Source organism: Rhodococcus sp. A14 (assembly GCF_011603105.1).
Lineage (GTDB): Bacteria > Actinomycetota > Actinomycetes > Mycobacteriales > Mycobacteriaceae > Rhodococcus_F > Rhodococcus_F opacus.
The window spans coordinates 54,857-72,285 of sequence record NZ_JAAOQS010000004.1; the positions used below are offsets into that span (position 1 = coordinate 54,857).

A 17,429-nucleotide genomic window follows, 5' to 3' on the forward strand; every position below is an offset into this window, starting at 1 on the left:
ACTCGGGGTCGACGATGGCCGAATTCCATCCTCCGGCGACGCGGTCCGATCCGCTCGGGGCGATTGCGGTAGAGCTGGCCGCGGCCGGCTTCGACGATGCCCACGAAGTCGGACGCGGCGGTTTCGGAGCGGTCTACTGCTGCTGGCAGCGCTCGCTCGAACGCACTGTTGCCATCAAGGTGCTGACTGCCGCTGCCGCGCTCGACTCGGACAATCTCGACCGGTTCCTCCGCGAGCAGCACGCCATGGGCAAACTGTCCGGGCATCCCAATATCGTCAGCATCTTCCAGAGCGGTACCACGGAATCGGGCATGCCCTACATCGTGATGCAGTACCACCCACGCAACTCCCTCGACGCACTGATCCGCGAGGCAGGCCCTCTGAGCTGGCAGGACTGTCTGCATATCGGGGTCAAGATCGCCGGGGCGCTCGAGACGGCACACCGGCGAGGCACCCTCCACCGCGACATCAAGCCCGCGAACATCCTGCTCACCGAGTACGCGGAGCCTCAACTGACCGACTTCGGCATCGCACGAATCGCGGGTGGCTTCGAGACCGCCACCGGCCTCATCTCCGGTTCCCCCGCGTTCACCGCACCCGAGGTACTCCAGGGACAGACCCCCACACCGGCGTCGGATCTCTACAGCCTCGGCGCCACGCTCCTGTGTGCGCTCAACGGTCACGCGGGCATCGAACGCCCCCGAGCCGAGCAGACGGCCACCCAGGTGCCGCAGACCCCCGACGGAACGATGTCCAATGCGACGCAGACCGACATTCCCGCCGACGTGCGCTCCGCCATCAACCATGTGATGGCGGGCAACATCGAGGATCGTCCCGCGAGCGCCGCCGAGTTCGGGGAGGAGTTGCGGCGGATTCAGCGCCGCCACGGCCTGACCGTCGACGACATGGCGGTGCCCACCGACCTCGGCGACCCCCACGACCGCGACCATCCGCAATCGGCTCGGGCCCGGGCAAGCTCGGAGAGCAGGCCGGTGACGACACGTCTGCGGGTGATCCTGGCCGAAGACGACGTCCTGCTCCGCGAGGGGTTGGCGAGCCTGCTCACGCGCTCCGGCTTCGACGTGCTGGAACAGGCCGGCGACGCAACCACACTCCTCGAACTGGTCCGTGAGCGAGCCCCCGACCTGGTGATGGTCGATATCCGAATGCCCCCGACCCACACCACCGAAGGGCTCGACGCGGCCCGGGCGATCCGCGACGAATTCCCCGAAGTCGGCATCCTGGTCCTGTCCGCGCACGCCGACGTCGAACACGCGATGGAGCTACTCGCCAGCGGCCGCGGAATCGGCTACCTACTCAAGAGCCGCATCACCGACGTGGACGATTTCATCGACACCCTCCAGCGCATCGCCGCGGGGGCCTCCGTCGTCGACCCCGCGCTGGTTCAGGAGTTGGTCTCCGCCCGCAGGCGCAACGACCCGCTCGCCGCACTCAGCGCGCGGGAGCGGGAGGTACTGGCCCTCATGGCGGAGGGACGTTCCAACGCCGGCATCGCCCGCCGACTCTGGGTCACCGAGGGCACCGTCGAGAAACACGTACGCAGCATCCTCACCAAACTGAACCTCCCCGAGACCGGCGACGATCACCGTCGAGTTCTCGCGGTCGTCACCTTCCTCGAGGCCCGCTGACCGGAGCCACCGGCTCCCCTTCGGTTCCGTCACCGGCACCGAGCAGATCCCGGATCGCCTCGGACGACAGCTCGGACTTCGACACGAAACCCACCGCGGGGCTCCCGGCGATCAAGTCCGCCAGGTCCTGCTCGGCGTGGGTGGAAATCAAGATCACCGCAGCCGGGAACGCGTCCTCGTCGAGCCGCTCCGCGAGTTCGAATCCACTCTCCGCGCCGAGTTCGACGTCGACCAGGATGACATCGGGCTGCAACTCCGCGGCCGACCGGACCGCGTCGGCGGTGTTCGACGCAATGCCGACCACCGTGATGCCCTGCCGCTCGAGCAGTCGCCGAGCAGTATCCGAAAAACGTGGGCTGTCATCGACGATCAGGCACCGTAGACGACCGAATTGCAACACCATGTCTTCCATGGTTGACCTGATACTCCCGGGTACGCATTCCCGCTAGCAGGTAAATCCCGTTCGGTCACTCGTCGGCGACCGGGATGGTGATGTCCAGCATGGTCCCGTGACCGGGGGGACTCGTGATCAGCATGTGGCCGCCAAGGGCCTCCACACGGTCCTGTAGTCCGATGAGGCCGGAGCCCGCACCGGACGAGGCGCCGCCGACGCCGTCGTCCCCGATCACCAGGTGCAGAGTGCCGTCCTCCGCCCGCAGGGACACATCCACCTCGGAGGCGTGGGCGTGTTTGGCGGCGTTGGTGAGCGCCTCGGCGACCACATAGTAGGCGGCTACCTCGACCGATTCGGAGAACCGCCCCTCGATCGCGACGTCGAGAGCAACGGGGACTGCGGAACGACGAGCCAGCGTCCGCACCGCCGATCCCAGCCCGCCCTTCGACAGGATCGCCGGATGGATCCCGTGCGAGAGTTCCCGCAGATCCTCCGACACGCCCGTGAGCCCCGAGGCGATGGCCGACAACTGCTCGCGCACGTCCCCCCACTCGGCCGGCACCGACGCCTCCGCCATCCGCACCTCCAGTCCCAGCGACACCAGCCGCTGCTGGGCCCCGTCGTGCAGGTCACGTTCCAGGCGACGCCGGGCCTCGTCGGTTGCCGTGATGATCCTGGCCCGCGAGGCGATCAGTTCGGCACGGGTCGCCGCATTGGCGATCGCGGTCGCGACGAGATCGGCGAAGTCACCGAGTCGGACCTCGGTGTCCGCGGGCAGCGGCTCGGTGCGCCGCGATCCGACGATCGCCGCGCCCCACACCCGTTTGTCCACGACGATCGGGACTCCCACGATCGATCCGAAGCCCTCGGCACGAATGCGGGTAGCAACTGCCCCACCGACATCTTCGTGGTTGTCGATCCTGGCGCCGTGGCCGGTGCGCAAGACGATCGCCCCGACGTCGTCGCCCTCCGTCGAGATCCTGTCTCCGGTGACGGGCATCCGAGTTTCCCCCGGCTCGTATCGAACGGCGACCAACGTCCCTGTGCCGTCTCCCTCGTAGCGAAGCAACACGGCGTCGACCACATGCAGCCAGAGCGCGAGTTCTTCGGCCACCGCCGTGAACACCTCCGAGGGGCTCACCCCACGCGCCGTCAACGTCGCCACCCGACGTAGTGCGGCTTGGTGTTCGGCGAGGATCGCGAGCTCGTCCCGGCTCGCCTCCGCCTCCCGGCGGCGCAGAACCGCTTCCGCGGTACGCAATCTGGCCTGGCCCGCCATGAGGTTGGCCACCAGAGCGACCGGCAGGAAGACCACGATGGCCACCCAGTCGCCGGCTTTGGCCGGAAGCAGGGTCCCCGCCACCTGAAGGTGAAAGTAGACGTAGACGAACGCGCTCACCAGAGTCGTCATTACCGACAGCGCAAATCCCCACCGAGCCGAGACCACCAGAACTCCGAGCAGGAAGACCGCACCGAATGCATTTTGCGGCGCTACCTTGTCCAGCTGATGCACCACAACGGTTTCCACGGTGATCACGGTGGCGGCGACCACGATCCCCAACCACAACGGCGGGGTCGTCGGACGCACCAGCAGCGATATCAGACGCGCAGGCATCTGGTGCGCGTCCGCGTCGAAAGCCGCCCAGGGGGCCTCCGCGCCGCGCCGCGACAGGGCTCCATGTGACCGCCGTGACCACTTTCGCGTCATCGTGCATGCTCGGATCAGTCGTGGAGTACTCGGACAGACCTCGATGAGCATCATATCGAGCTGCCGGTCCGGTCTCATCCGACCGAGTTCCCGTCACTCGGCTGACACCCGCCGATGTCGCTACGCTGGGCACAGGCCGATGCAGTAAACCTTGGGAGGAAGCGGTGGTAGCCGTACAGATACAGGTGGGTGATCTGGTGCAGGCGTCCGGTCACGCCGGTCCCTGGCTGGTGGTCGAGCTCAGCAAGGGCATGGCCTCGCTGCAGCATCCCGACGGCCATCGGCTCTCGGTCCGGACGACGGCCCTGTCCGTGGTGCACAAGGCGACGAGCCCGGCCGGCGAGGTCGAACCGGCCGACCGCGAACAGCCGGGAGAGGCCCCCACCCTCTTCGACTAGAGCGTGTCTGCTATTTACGGACGCGATGATGAATGACGAGCGCAGCGAAGAGTACGCCACCGAGGAAGCTGGTGGCGTACTTGTCGTAGCGAGTGGCGATGCCGCGCCACTGCTTGAGACGCCCGAAACCACGCTCGACGGCGTTGCGTTCGCGGTAGCGGTCCTTGTCGAAGGCCGGCGGTCGACCCCCGTCCGATCCTTTCGCCTTGCGACGTCGGATCTGGTCGCGGCGTTCGGGGATGGTGTGCGAGATTCTGCGTTCCCGCAGGTTCTTTCGGGTGCTCGGGTGCGAGTACGCCTTGTCGGCCAGCAGGCGGAACGCTGCGGTGTCGTGGGCGCGGTGCGCGTCGAGCAGCGGCGCCAGGTAGGGGTTGTCGCCTGCCTGTCCCGGCGAGAGCAGCAGCGTCAGCGGGCAGCAGAAGGTGTCGGTGAGGGCGTGGATCTTGGTGCTCAGCCCGCCGCGGGAGCGGCCGAGTGCGTGGTCGGCGGGTTCGTTGGCCAGATTCTTGTCATTCGACCGAGCCCCCTGTGTGCGCATCGGTCAGGGCGCCGGCCGAATGCTGGTGGGCGCGGACAATCGTCGAGTCGATCGACAGCAGACGTTCGAGCTGTTCCTCTCGTTCGGGGGCTGCCGCCCGCACCGCGGCGAACATCCGGATGTAGGTGCCGTCGTCGGACCAGCGGCGATGCCGTTCCCAGATCGACTGCCATGGACCGAAGTATTCGGGCAGATCGCGCCACGGTGATCCGGTTCGGAACCGCCAGGCGATTCCTTCCAGGGTCAACCGGTGGTCGTTCCACGGACGCCCCCTTCGGCCCGCCAGTGCGGGTAGGACGGGCTCGATCGCAGCCCACAGGTCATCGGAAATCTCATCGGCGCGCAACACATACCCAGCATCACGCATCAAGCATCAAACATTAAGCAGACACGCTCTAGTCGACGATCGTGGTGACGATCGACGTGGCAGCCGGGGTCCGCGGGGTCGAGCCGAACCCGAATCGGACGGGCGGATCCACCGGCTGCAGCGCGCCGAGGTCCCGGCCGCGCCAGGATGCGGACATTCCCACCACCCGCCGCTGATCGACGGCGCCGTAGTACTCCCGGCGCCCGTTGCCTGCGGTGCCGCGGGTACGCACACCACGGAGAACGACACGGGCGATCGGGTCGCTGACCACACAGAACCACGGTGCACTCGCGAGCGCCCGCGGGATCAGGTTCAGCAATCGTCCGAGCGTGGTGCGGGCGCCGAGCTCGAAACTCACGCGCAGGTCCCCGCCCTCGACGGTCCGGCTGCCGCCGGACCGCGAGCACCGGACGGACGCGATCACGGTCTCGTCGAAGACGTACGTCGCGGTGACGAAGTCGCGGACCACCTCCGACGGGGCGAGGAGTACGCGGTGACCGTCCGCGAGTTCGACCATGACATCCGTGAACTCACCGAGCGGTGATCGCGACCAGTGTCCGACGACGATGCGCACGCCCGAGCCGGTGCCCAGGCCCGTGATCTCCCCGTCGAACCGCCATCTGGTCATTTGGTCAGCGTATGCGCGGTCACTCCGTCAGGTGTCGGTACTTCGCGATGCTCCGGTCCGACAGCACGGTGCGGAGAATGAATCGTGTTTGCGCCGTGATGTATTGGTCCACCGTGTAGCGGGACGCGAAATGCCAGTGCTTGAGCGCCCACCCGTGCGCGAGCATCATCATGTCGAACGTCGTCAGATCGACGTCGAGATCGCTCGCGATGCCCGCGGCGATCGCGGCGTCGAGGGCGTCGTGGAGCGGCTTGGACGTCGCCACCTCGAGTTCCTTGATCCGCTCACGCCCGTCCTGGTCGAGCGTCCGACTCTCCCGATACGTCAGCACGACGGCATCCAGATTCTCGTCGACGATCTCGACATAGCGCCGGAACCCGGCCACCAGCCGCTCGACGGGGTCGGTTCCCGCTGCGTCCATCGCGGGCTCGAGCTGATCGCGGAAGGCGTCGAGGATGTCGACGATCGTGGCGAGGAGGATGTCCTCCTTGCCGCCGAAGTATTTGTAGATCAGCCCGACGCTCACCTGTGCCTCGTCGGCCAGCGCCTGCATGGACATCTGGTGGAAGCCGGTCCGCTGCATCACCGTGACCGCGGCGTCGAGCACCTGACGTCGCCGCGAGCTGACACGGACGGCGCGGACGGCTTCGTCGAGTGGAAGGGCGGACGTGTCCTTCGCCATGACAGATGACCTCTCCTTGCTGGCAGAACCTGCGGTGAACGAGTATTCACAGTATCCCGCGCGGGGCCGGAACCGCAGTCCGGCCCGCGTCAGATCCCGAGATCCTTCGCGACGATGGTCTTCATGATCTCGGTGGTACCGCCGTAGATCGTCTGGATCCGAGCGTCCACGAACGCACGCGCCACCGCATATTCACGCATGTATCCGTACCCGCCGTGCAGTTGCAGGCACCGGTCGGCCGCACGAACCTGCAGTTCGGTGGTCCACCACTTGAGCCGCGCCGCACGGGCCGGGGTCAGTTCTCCGCGGACGTGCTGCCGGATGCAGTCGTCGAGATAGGTCCGGGCCAGATCGAGTTCCGTGGCCAGTTCCGCGAGAACGAACTGGGTGTTCTGGAAGCCGGCGATCGGCTTTCCGAAGGCGCTGCGTTCCTTCACGTATTCCAGGGTCTGCTCGAGCACTCCCTCGGCGGCCGAGACCGCGCCGACGGACAGCGAGAGGCGCTCCTGCGGCAGATTGTGGACGAGTTGATAGAAACCCTGCCCCTCCTCGCCGAGGAGGTTGGCCACCGGCACGCGCATGTCGGCGAACGTCAGCTCGCTCGTGTCCTGAGCGTGCAGCCCGATCTTCTCCAGGTTGCGGCCCCGGGAGAATCCCGGTGTGCCGGATTCGACGACGAGCAGCGACAGCCCCCTGTGCTTGTCTGCCGACGTGCGCACGGCGACGACGAAGAGCGTGCCGTTCTGGCCGTTGGAGATGAACGTCTTGCTGCCGTTCACCACGTAGTGGTCGCCGTCGAGTACTGCCGTGGTGCGGATCCCGGTGAGGTCACTGCCGGTGCCCGGCTCCGTCATCGCGATGCCGAGAATCGTCTCACCGGTGACGGTTCCGGGAAGCCAGCGCGCCTTCTGCTCCTCGGTCGTCATGTCCGTCAGGTACGGCAGCACGACGTCGTTCTGCAGAGAGAATGCGATGCCCGCGGCGGCGGCACCCGCCCGATTGACCTCGTCGACGACGATCGCGTTGTAGCGGAAGTCCTCGACGCCGGGGCCGCCGTAGGCTTCGGGAACCGGGAAGCCGAGCAGCCCCTGCTTACCCGCGTCGGTGAACAGTGCCGGGTCGAGGCAGCTTTCCCTCTCCCACTGCTCGTGCCTCGGGACGATCCGCTCGCGCACGAAGCTGCGGACACTGTCCCGGAACTGGTGGTGCTCGGACTCGAATTCGATGGTCATGACGGTGTCCTTTACGAGCTGACGGTGTGGGATCCGCGGGCACTCGGAACGACGAACGCCCCGCTCTCGAACTCCCGGCGCGCGGTGCCGGTGGCCTTGTAGTGCAACTTCTTTCCCGTCGCCGACACGGGGAGTGACTCCACGAAACGGTAGGCCCGGGGGCGCTTGAACTGCGAGAGCATCGGGTGTCTGCGGCAGAAGTCGTCCAGATCGTCCGCGGACGGGACCGGTGCGGTGGTGACGACGTAGGCGACGACGATCTGCCCCCACTTGTCGTCGGGAACCCCGACCACCAGCGAATCCGTGACCGACGGGTGCCCGCCCAGTGCTTCCTCGATCTGCACGGGGTGCACGTTCTCGCCGCCGGACAGGAGCATGTCGTCCTTGCGGCCGACGATCGTCACGAACTCCTCGTCGTCCCACGTGGCCAGATCACCGATGTGGAGCCAGCCGTTCCGGAACTTCCGTTTCTCCTGCTCCGGGGCATCGAAGTAGGCGTTGGCGCCTTTCGGTGAGCGGACGATGACCTCACCGATCTCGGTTCCGTCCTTGGCGACCGTCTCGTGAGCGTCGGCGAGGCGGTCGTCGAACAGCCGGACCACGGCGACGTCGTCGTCGATGCAGGCCCGCCCGGCGGTCCCGGCCATCTCCGGCAGATCGATGGGCCGGAGGAAGGTGTTCCAGAACCCTTCGGTGCTGCCGTACCCGTTGAAGATGCGAGGATTCAGCACCTTCTGATAGTGCAGTGCCGCTTCCCGTTCGAGTGGCGCACCCATCGTCACGATGCCGTTGAGGGTCGACAGGTCCCGGGGCTTCTCCTCCTGTGCGCGAGCGAGCACCGCCAGGTTGGTCGGGGCACCGATCAGGAACGTCAGCCCGTATTCCTCGACGTAGTCGAGGGTGACCTCGGCGTCGAAGCTGCGCTGCGCCACCAGCGAGGCACCGAGATAGAACGTGGGATTCGGCCCGGCACAGTACAGCCCGCCGCGGTGGAACCACGGAGTCATGTTCAGTGTCTTGTCTTCCGCTGTCAGCGGGAAGTGCATGATCACGTCGTGGGCGCTGAAGATCTCGATCATGCTGTTCAGCGGAACACCCTTGGGCATGCCGGTGGTTCCGGACGTGAACAGCCGTGTGGTTTCGTCCCACACCGTGCGACTCACGTCCGGCGGTGAGGCCGACTCGGCCACGAGTTCGTCGAAGCGAATCACCTCGAAACCGTTTCCCGGCAGTGGTTCTCCGGGTCCGACGGCAACGACGAGCGCGGGCTTGTGTGTGGAGCGCGACAAGGCATCCCGCACCATCTCGCCGATCTCGGTGTCGTAGAAGAACACCGTGGGGCGGTTCGCGTCGAGGATGACCGCGGTCTCCCCGGACGCGAGCCGGAAGTTCATCGGCGCTCCGACCGCGCCGCAGGCCTGCCCGGCCAGGTACAGCTGGGCGAATTCGGAACCGTTGAACAACTGGTAGGCCACGACATCGCCTGGTGCGACGCCGGCGCGGGCAAGCCCGGTGGCGAGCCGGTCGACGCGATCACCGAGTTCGGCGTACGTCCAGCTCTCGCCGGTCGACGGGGACTGCATCGCGAGTCGATCGGCGTACCGGTGGGTGTTGCGCCGGAAGCCGTTCAGATAGGTGAAATCGTGCTCGAAGTACTGACGATAGGCGTGAGCATCGTATGTGTACGTCATGATGAGTCCTCCGTCCCGGTGCCGGTCAGCCGGCCATGGTGAGGCCACCGCTGACGCTGATCACCTGGCCCGTGATGAACGACGCGGATTCGGACGCGAAGAACAGGACCGGCGCCGCCACTTCCTCCGGGCGGGCGAGCCGCCGGAACGGAATGGCCTTCACCAGAGACTCTTTGAGCTTCTCCGGCTGCGCCTGGAACAGCGGGGTGTCGGTCGGGCCCGGGCACACGCAGTTGACGTTGATCCCGTACCGGGCCATCTCACGGGCGAGCGACTTCGACAGCGCGATCACGCCCCCCTTCGCACCGGCGTAGATGCTCTCCCCCGCACTGCCGACACGGCCTGCATCGCTCGCGAGATTGATGACGCGCCCGCCGTTACCCGCCTCCACCATGCCGGGAAGGAATGCACTGCACATGTGCACGGGCCCGAGATAGTTGATGGCGACGACCTTCTCGGCGAATTCGGTAGTGGCGTTGAGGAACTGATCGGTGCGGTCCCACCCCGCCGCGTTGACGAGGACGTTCGCGACGCCTACCTCGGCCGTCACCCGGTCGCGCAGGGCGTCGACCTGCGCCCGGTCGGCGACGTCGACGGTCATCGGAATGAGCCGGTCGGGCCGTTCGGCTGCTGTCTTCTCCGCGGCCTGCGGGTCGAGGTCGGCGACGACCACCGTGTCGCCGTGCTCGGCGAGCGCGAGGGCGATGGCCCGGCCGATGCCGGATCCTGCGCCGGTGACCACTGCGATGTTGTTGCTCATGCTTTTCCCACTTCCCGTGCTGGCGGACTCAGGCGTTCACGTATTTGTTAAAATCGGGCTTGCGCTTCTCCGCGAACGCCGCCGCCCCCTCGAGGCCCTCCGGTGAGTGCGTGAACAGGTCCAGCGCAGACATCGCGAGGTTGCTCAGCCCGGCCTGGTGATCGGTGTCGGCGTTGAACGACTGCTTCAGGAAACGCAGGGTGGTGGGGCTCTTCTCGGCGATCTCCGCGGCGACGGCCTTGGCCTCGTCGAGCAGTCGGTCGGCGGGAACCACCCAGTTGACCAGGCCCCAGCGTTCGGCGGTGACCGCGTCGTACTGGCGGCAGAGGTACCAGATTTCCCGGGCGCGTTTCTCGCCGACGACTCGCGCCAGGAAGGCGGACCCGAAGCCCGCGTCGAAGGAGCCGACTCGGGGACCGGCCTGGCCGAACTTCGCGGTCTCGGACGCGATGGTGAGGTCGCAGAGAACGTGGAGGACGTGGCCGCCGCCGACAGCGATGCCGTTCACCGCGGCGATGACGGGCTTGGGGACGTCGCGTATCAGCTTGTGCAGGTTGCCGATTTCGAACATTCCACTCTCGGTCGGGCCGTAGTCGCCGGTCTCCGCGCGCTGCTTGACGTCGCCTCCGGTGCAGAACGCCTTCTCCCCCGCACCGGTGAGGATGATCGCCTGCACCGCGTCGTCGGCCCACGCCGAGCGGAAGGCCTTGATCAGCTCCTCGACGGTCTTGCCACGAAAGGCGTTGTAGCGCGCGGGGCGGTTGATCGTCACGACCGCAGCCGGGCCGTCGACCTCGTAGGTGATGTCTTCGTAGTCGGTCACGGTGATTCCTCTCTCGGGAGTCTGCAATGAGCTGGTGTTCACAATTTGTGAAGCGTCATTCTCTGTGAATGAACGTATATTCACATCATGGAGTGTGTCAAGGGTCACCCGGCGCTCGGTGGTGCTAGAGGAAGGCGCCGACCCCGGTCTCCGCTCGTCCGATCAGCAGCTTCTGGATCTGACTGGTGCCCTCGTAGAGCGTCATCACCCGCGCGTCGCGCATGTATTTGGCGACGGGATATTCGTCGACGTACCCGTACCCACCGAAGATCTGTACTGCGTTGTTGGCGGCGCGAACCGCGGCCTCACTACAGAAGTACTTCGCCTTCGACGCGGCCGTCCCGAACGGTTCACCGCGCTCGATCAGGTCGGCGGCCCGCCAGGTGAGCAACCGCCCCGCGTCGGCGTCGACGGACATGTCGGCGATCAGGTCCTGCACGAGTTGGAACGAGGCGAGCGGACGGTCGAACTGCGTGCGCTCGCGGGAATAGGCGACGGCGGCCTCGAGGCAGCCCTGGATGATTCCGACGCAACCCGCGCCCACCGACACGCGACCCTTGTCCAGCGAGTGCATCGCGATGGAGAAACCCTGCCCCTCGGATCCGAGCAGGCAACTCGCGGGGACGCGGACGTCCGTGAAGGACAACTCGGCCGTCGCCTGCCCGCGCAGTCCGAGCTTTCCGCGGATCTCGCGCGATTCGAATCCCGGGGTGTCCGTCGGAACCAGAAAGGCCGAAACCCCTTTGGGCCCAGGGCCTCCGGTGCGCGCGAACACCAGGCACAGTTTCGCCCACGTGCCGTTGGTGATGAAGATCTTGGACCCGTTGATGACGTAGTCGTCGCCGCTGCGTACCGCCTTGGTCTTCAGATTGCCCGGGTCGGAACCGTTGTCCGGCTCGGTGAGCCCGAAGCAGGCGAGCGCCTCACCGGACGCGATGCGGGGCAGCCATTCGTGCTTCTGATCCTCGGTGCCGTGCGAGAGGATGACCTTGCCCACCAGCCCCATCGACACCGACACGATGCCCCGGACCGCGGAGTCCGCCCGGCCGAGTTCCTCCATGCCGAGGCAGTACGTGATGTAGTCGCCGCCGAGACCGCCGTACTCCTCCGGAATGGTCATGCCGAAGAAGCCGATGTCGGCGAGCTTCTCGACGATCGCGGTGTCCACCGATTCGGCGCGGTCCCACGCGGCGCGGTGCGGCACGACCTCCTTGTTCACGAAGTCGCGGGCCAGCTGCCGGAACTCCTTCTGCTCCTCGGTCAGTGTCAGGTCCATGGATGCTCCTCGATGCCGCGTTGAATACACGATCACTTTTCGTGAGTTATCACTCACTTGAAGTGAAGCTATATTCACTCCCGGGTGTCGTCAACCCCCGAGCACTGGCCCGGTGCCGCGTCGGCTGAGTAGGCTCGACTCATGCCGGTCACCTGGTCGGACGGGGTCGATGACGTCATCCGTGGCGATCTGACCTGCGGGTTCGCGTACATCACACCCGCAGGCGGGGCGGTGGTGACGGCGGTGGCACCCCTCGGGCTGAGCGACCGCGAGCGGGGAACGGTCGGCTTCACCACCTCGCTGGGGTTCGGCCGCAAGCTCGAACGCATCAAGGGTGAACCCCGGGTGGCGCTCGCCTACCACGCCCGCGAGCACGGGATCGGCGACGGTACCAATCAGCGCTACGTGCTCGTGCAGGGAGACGCGACGTTCGACCCCACCCCCGACCCGGAACTGCTCGAGGACATCGGCCGGCGCTCGACCCCCTACACGGGCGAGCCACGCCGCGGCGCGTTCTGGGACCGGTGGCTCAGCGCGTACTACGCCGACCGGGTACCGGTGACCGTGACGGTGACACGGGTCGTCGCCTGGCCCGATCTGCACCTGACCGGCCGGCCCGAGGTGTTCGGCGCACCGCTGCCCGCCGTCGACCCGGAACCCCAGACTCCACCGAAGAGGGGCACCGGCCCACGGGTGGATGCGGCCAAAACCGGTGGGCGCGCGGCGAAGCTGTCGCACCGGTTGCTCGCCTACCGTCAGGCGGACGGCTATCCGGTCGTCGTTCCGGTCGACGTCGTTTCTGCGAGCAGCGAGGGCGTGCGTCTGACGGTGCCCGCCGGCGCGCCGCAGGGCGGCCGCCGCGCCGGGCTGCTCGCCCACGCCTACCGCGCCAAGCTCGTCGGCCTCGAGTCGCGTCAGAACACCGGTTGGATCGAGGTCACGGGCACCGAGGCGCTGTATGCGCCCCATACCCAGGCCGGGTTCGCGGCGCCGCCGAACAAGACCCTCCTGCTCCTCGCCAACGGGTTTGTCGCCCGGCGGGGGCTGGCGAAGGCCCGCAAGGAGGGCCGGACCCAGGCCATGGGCGGCTGATTCACCCGTCGCACGTGGTTCACCGCCGCCGGGTTACTCGCGGTATTCTCACCTCAACCGAACCTTCGGTCGGCTCCCGTGGATGACGGCGCACCGATGCGGTGGAGTTCTGCACCTGGAAGGATTGCGCGCATGACTACGGCACGCCCCGCACGGAAGACCGGATCGCCCGGACGTCCCGGCTACGACCTCGACTCGCTGCTCGCTGTCGCAGTCAAGGTCTTCAACGACAAGGGTTACGACGGCACCAGCATGGAGGTACTGGCCCAGCGCCTGGGAATCACGAAGTCGTCGATCTATCACCACGTGTCCGGGAAGTCGGAGCTGCTCGAGCTGGCATTGTCGCGCGCGCTCAACGCCCTCTTCGCGGTCACCACCGAGGAGAAGGCGACGAGCGGCCGGTACATCGACCGTCTCGAGTATCTCGTCCGCCGCAGTGTCGAGGTCCTCGCCGCCGAGCTTCCCTACGTGACGCTCCTGCTGCGCGTTCGCGGCAACACCGCGGTGGAGCGTCGCGCACTCGCCCGCCGCCGCGAGTTCGACGCGTTCGTCAGCGACCTCGTCGTCGCGGCGGCGGAAGAGGGAGACCTGCGGCCCGGCATCGATCCCGCGCTCACCAGCCGGCTCGTGTTCGGCACGGTCAACTCGCTGATCGAGTGGTACCGCCCGCGCACCGGTGGGACCGTCGCGGACCTGGCGGACGCCGTCGTCGAGCTGACGTTCGACGGGTTGCGCCGTACCTGACCGGTCGGGCCCCCCGTCCGGCGTGCAACCCAGGTACCGGAGCAGTTCATGCTGCATCACGTGGGCCACCTTCCGCTGGTGGCACGGCGTCGGCCGGGTCCAGCCGTCGGCGTCACTCCGCGCACCACCGTCCGTGGCACCGCGTGCGCGGCGTCCAGCACGTCCCGCGTCGTCGAGTTCTTCGAGTTCTTCGAGTTCTTCGAGTTCTTCGAGTTCTTCGAGTTCTTCGAGTTCTTCGAGGCCATGATCTACCCCGCTGCTTGCCATGATCTTCAGCGAAAGAATCGATGAGGCCCGAATCGGTGCTCGATTGGCGGAACTCTCGTTCTGTCAGTGAGCCCAGGTCCTTGTCGATCCCAGCTTCGTCGTTCGCCGGTCCCGACAATCCGGCGTGCCCTGCAACGAGAGACCGGACCTCGATCGACTCGCCCGCCGCACCGCTCGTTCGGACAGTTGGGCGCGCAGCAGCACTCGAACATCGGCAGGCACTTCTCGTGCAGCGACGCTTTCCAGGATCTTCGTCAGTCTGCGGTCGAATCGCAGCGTCGTCATACCGAACCCGATCCAGATCTCGTCGGGAGGCGGACCACCGTAGGGCAGCCACCTGCACGCGAGTTCGAGTATGGCCGCATCCGCTCTCTCCACAGGTGTAGCCCGGGCTCAGACCGTGACGGCGAGGTTTTCGAAGATGGTGGCATTGGCCATGCCGCCGCCTTCGCACATCGTCTGCAGTCCATAGCGGACGCCCTCCGCACGCAGGTGATGCACCAGGGTGGTGGCGAGGCGGGCCCCGGATCCGCCGAGCGGATGCCCGAGAGCGATCGCTCCGCCGAGCACGTTGACGCGTTCTTCCGGCGCCCCGGTCGCTCGCAGCCAGGCGCCGACGACGCTGGCGAAGGCCTCGTTGACCTCGAAGGCCCCGATGTCGTCGAGGGTCAGGCCCGCACGATCGAGCACCCGTGCAGTGGCGGGGATGGGACCGGCCAGCATCGCGACCGGGTCGTCGCCGACGACGGTTGCCGTATGTACCCGCGCCAGCGGGATCAGTCCCAGGTCGCGGGCCCGGTCGCCGGACATCACCAGTAGTGCCGCGGCGCCGTCGGAGATCTGCGAGGCGTTGCCCGCGGTGATGCGGCCGTCCTCGCCGAAGGCCGCCTCCAGCTGGGCCAGTTTTTCGAGGGTGGTGGATCGGCGGATCCCCTCATCGGCGTCGAGTTTCGTTCCGTCCGGCAGGGTCACCGGCACGATCTCGCCGGCGAATCGGCCTTCGTCCACCGCCGCGGCGGCCCGCCTATGTGAGCGCAGGCTGTATTCGTCGAGCCAGCCGCGACTCAGTTCGTACCGGTCGGCGAGGATTTCGGCGCCGCGGCCCTGGTTGAACTCGATGCCCTCATAGCGTCGCCGAATCGCATCGCTGTTCGGGTCACCGAGGCCGACGCGCCGCGCCGATCCCATCGGGATGCGGGTCATCGACTCGACGCCACCCGCGACGACGATGTCGTATTGGCCGGACATCACTCCCGCGGCCGCGAAATGCAGTGCTTGCTGGCTAGATCCACACTGCCGCTCGATCGTGGTGCCGGGAACCGACTCCGGCCATCCGGCGGCCAGCACCGCGTTGCGTGCAATGTTGCCGGCCTGCTCACCGACCTGTCCGACGCATCCCCACACGACGTCGTCAACCGTCCCGGGCTCGACCCCGGCCCGGTCGAGCAGTGCGGTCAGGACTGTTGCGGACAGATCGACGGGGTGGACCTCCGCGAGACCGCCCTTGCGGCGGCCGATGGGGCTCCGCACAGCCTCGACGATGACTGCATCACGCATGGTGTGTTCCTGTTCTCTCGTTCTCGGTGATCACGTCGCGGTCCAGACCGGGGCGCGGCGTTCGGTGAAGGCGGCGGCGCCCTCGCGGGCGTCGTTCGAGTCGAAGACCGGCATCACGATCTGCCGGGTCCGCTCGAACATCTCCGCGTGCGGCCAGCCGGGAGACTCGTCGACGACCCGCTTGCTGGCCCGGACTGCGAGAGGCCCGTTGCCGGCGATCTCCGCGGCCAGTTCGAGCGCCGCCGCCAACACCTCGCCCTCGGGGGCCAGCCGGTTGACCAATCCCAGCGGGTGGAGCTGCGCGGCGGTCACGGTCTTGCCGGTGAGCACCATCTCCAGCGCCACCGCTCGCGGCAGCTTTGCGGGCAGCCGGGTCAATCCGCCCGCGGCGGCAACCAGGCCGCGGCGGACCTCGGGCAGGCCGAACGTTGCCGTCGGCGCGGCCACGACGAGATCTGCCGCCAGGACGATCTCGAAACCGCCCGCCAGCGCGGGACCGTCGACGGCGGCGATCAGGGGCTTGGCGGGCGGCGCCTCCACTAGCCCGGCGAAACCGCGACCCTCGATGCGGGGGCTCTCACCCCGCAGGAAGGCTTTGAGATCCATTCCTGCGCAGAAGTATCCGCCGGCGCCGGTGAGCACGCCGACCCTCAGCTGCGGATCGGAGTCGAGCAGTCGGACCGCCTCGGCGACGGCCTCCGCGACCGCACGGTCCACCGCATTGCGGGCGTGCGGCCGGTTCAGCGTGATGACCAGCACCGGCCCCGCCCGTTCCGTCAGCACGACCGGTGTGGGCGCCTCTGCGGTCACCTCGGTGCCATCCGGATCGCACCGTCGAGGCGGATCGTCTCACCGTTGAGCATGCCGTTCTCGATGATGTGCTCGGCCAGCGCGGCGAACTCGGACGGCTCGCCGAGCCGCTGCGGATGCGGAACCGACGCCGCCAGCGCGTCCCGGATGTCGTCGCGTGCACCCAGAAGTAGAGGCGTCGCGAACACGCCGGGCGCGATGGTGCACACCCGGATCCCGACACCGGCAAGGTCGCGGGCGGCGGGCAGTGTCATTCCTACGATGCCCGCCTTGGACGTCGCGTAGTTGATCTGCCCGATCTGGCCCTCGTAGGCGGCGACGGACGCGGTCAGGACACACACGCCACGGTCGCCGTCGAGCAACTCGTTCGCCGCCATCGCCTCGGCCGCGAACCGCAGCACGTTGAACGTCCCGATCACGTTGAGCCGGATCACCGACTCGAACGGCTCGAGGTCGGCGGCCTTGCCGTCCTTGGTGAGCACGCGCATCGGTCGGCCGCGGCCCGCGCAGTGCACGACGGCCCGCACCGGGCCGCGCTCGGCAGCAGCGGCAAAGGCCGCGGCCACCGCGTCGCCGTCGGTCACGTCGGTCGGCACGAACCGCGCTGTAGGCCCTAGCGCCTCGGCCTGCTCTGCTCCGGACGAACCGGGGAGGTCGAGCAGGGTGACAGTGGCGCCGGACTCGACCAGCCGGGTGGCGGTGGCGAGTCCGAGTCCGGATGCGCCGCCGGTGACGACGGCGTTGATGTCCTTGATCTGCATGGTGGATGAACCTTCGATGTGGCCGGGGCCCGGTGGCACCCGGAATGGTGTG

17 protein-coding genes and 1 pseudogene are annotated in these 17,429 nt (G+C 67.4%); 5 read left to right on the top strand and 13 right to left on the bottom strand.

Features of this window, described 5'->3' with window-relative positions:
- The first annotated feature begins 14 nt into the window (after positions 1–14).
- Positions 15–1,649, top strand: a complete 1,635-nt coding sequence (locus G9373_RS48085; protein WP_005260975.1) for a protein kinase — start codon at positions 15–17, stop codon at positions 1,647–1,649.
- Here the strand turns inward: G9373_RS48085 and G9373_RS03665 are convergent.
- A complete protein-coding gene (locus tag G9373_RS03665; protein WP_043787868.1) occupies positions 1,627–2,061 on the bottom strand; it encodes a response regulator transcription factor in 435 nt (144 codons plus the stop codon). The genes G9373_RS48085 and G9373_RS03665 overlap by 23 nt on opposite strands.
- Positions 2,062–2,116: 55 nt before the next feature.
- Complete coding sequence (locus G9373_RS03670) at positions 2,117–3,658, bottom strand: DUF4118 domain-containing protein (protein ID WP_005260977.1); 1,542 nt, start codon at positions 3,656–3,658, stop codon at positions 2,117–2,119.
- Positions 3,659–3,915: 257 nt separating this feature from the next.
- On the opposite strand from G9373_RS03670, the gene G9373_RS03675 reads away from it, so the two are divergent.
- Complete coding sequence (locus G9373_RS03675) at positions 3,916–4,149, top strand: hypothetical protein (protein WP_005250954.1); 234 nt, start codon at positions 3,916–3,918, stop codon at positions 4,147–4,149.
- Between the two features lie 10 nt (positions 4,150–4,159).
- On the opposite strand, the pseudogene G9373_RS03680 reads toward G9373_RS03675, so the two are convergent.
- The 8 genes and pseudogenes from G9373_RS03680 to G9373_RS03715 form a co-directional block, all read right to left on the bottom strand.
- Positions 4,160–5,054, bottom strand: a pseudogene (locus G9373_RS03680) (IS5 family transposase).
- Between the two features lie 28 nt (positions 5,055–5,082).
- Positions 5,083–5,682, bottom strand: coding sequence for a hypothetical protein (locus tag G9373_RS03685; RefSeq protein WP_054247700.1), 600 nt, complete (start codon positions 5,680–5,682; stop codon positions 5,083–5,085).
- A gap of 19 nt (positions 5,683–5,701) precedes the next feature.
- Entirely contained in the window at positions 5,702–6,364 is a 663-nt protein-coding gene (locus tag G9373_RS03690; protein ID WP_005260980.1) for a TetR/AcrR family transcriptional regulator, read from the bottom strand.
- Between the two features lie 89 nt (positions 6,365–6,453).
- Entirely contained in the window at positions 6,454–7,596 is a 1,143-nt protein-coding gene (locus tag G9373_RS03695; RefSeq protein WP_167113916.1) for an acyl-CoA dehydrogenase family protein, read from the bottom strand.
- Positions 7,597–7,607: 11 nt separating this feature from the next.
- Positions 7,608–9,287: an AMP-binding protein gene (locus G9373_RS03700; protein ID WP_167113919.1), complete on the bottom strand. Its 1,680-nt coding sequence runs from the start codon at positions 9,285–9,287 to the stop codon at positions 7,608–7,610.
- Positions 9,288–9,312: 25 nt separating this feature from the next.
- On the bottom strand, positions 9,313–10,047 hold the full coding sequence (locus G9373_RS03705; protein WP_005260983.1) for an SDR family oxidoreductase: 735 nt from the start codon (positions 10,045–10,047) through the stop codon (positions 9,313–9,315).
- Between the two features lie 28 nt (positions 10,048–10,075).
- A complete protein-coding gene (locus G9373_RS03710) occupies positions 10,076–10,870 on the bottom strand; it encodes an enoyl-CoA hydratase-related protein (protein WP_007301580.1) in 795 nt (264 codons plus the stop codon).
- 124 nt (positions 10,871–10,994) lie between these two features.
- Positions 10,995–12,146, bottom strand: coding sequence for an acyl-CoA dehydrogenase family protein (locus tag G9373_RS03715; RefSeq protein ID WP_005570194.1), 1,152 nt, complete (start codon positions 12,144–12,146; stop codon positions 10,995–10,997).
- 141 nt (positions 12,147–12,287) lie between these two features.
- Between G9373_RS03715 and G9373_RS03720 the strand changes: the two genes are divergently transcribed.
- The 3 genes from G9373_RS03720 to G9373_RS03730 all read left to right on the top strand — a co-directional run bounded on the left by G9373_RS03720 (position 12,288) and on the right by G9373_RS03730 (position 14,273).
- Positions 12,288–13,238, top strand: a complete 951-nt coding sequence (locus G9373_RS03720; protein WP_054247705.1) for a hypothetical protein — start codon at positions 12,288–12,290, stop codon at positions 13,236–13,238.
- A 132-nt stretch (positions 13,239–13,370) separates the two neighbouring features.
- Positions 13,371–13,982 (top strand): TetR/AcrR family transcriptional regulator, encoded by a 612-nt coding sequence (locus tag G9373_RS03725; RefSeq protein ID WP_005250938.1) that lies wholly within the window; start codon positions 13,371–13,373, stop codon positions 13,980–13,982.
- A 48-nt stretch (positions 13,983–14,030) separates the two neighbouring features.
- The gene (locus tag G9373_RS03730) at positions 14,031–14,273 is read left to right on the top strand and encodes a hypothetical protein (protein WP_167113922.1); all 243 of its coding nucleotides are present in this window, start codon (positions 14,031–14,033) and stop codon (positions 14,271–14,273) included.
- Between the two features lie 369 nt (positions 14,274–14,642).
- Here the strand turns inward: G9373_RS03730 and G9373_RS03735 are convergent, their stop codons facing one another.
- Genes G9373_RS03735 through G9373_RS03745 form a run of 3 tightly spaced genes read right to left on the bottom strand, consistent with a single transcriptional unit; the run spans position 14,643 to position 17,377 of the window.
- The gene (locus G9373_RS03735; RefSeq protein ID WP_120660358.1) at positions 14,643–15,806 is read right to left on the bottom strand and encodes a thiolase family protein; all 1,164 of its coding nucleotides are present in this window, start codon (positions 15,804–15,806) and stop codon (positions 14,643–14,645) included.
- Between the two features lie 30 nt (positions 15,807–15,836).
- Positions 15,837–16,616 carry a crotonase/enoyl-CoA hydratase family protein gene (locus G9373_RS03740; RefSeq protein WP_120660357.1) on the bottom strand — a complete coding sequence of 260 codons (780 nt, stop codon included), beginning with the start codon at positions 16,614–16,616 and terminating at the stop codon, positions 15,837–15,839.
- Positions 16,613–17,377: an SDR family NAD(P)-dependent oxidoreductase gene (locus tag G9373_RS03745; RefSeq protein WP_120660356.1), complete on the bottom strand. Its 765-nt coding sequence runs from the start codon at positions 17,375–17,377 to the stop codon at positions 16,613–16,615. Before G9373_RS03745 ends, G9373_RS03740 begins: the two co-directional genes overlap by 4 nt.
- Positions 17,378–17,429 lie beyond the last annotated feature (52 nt).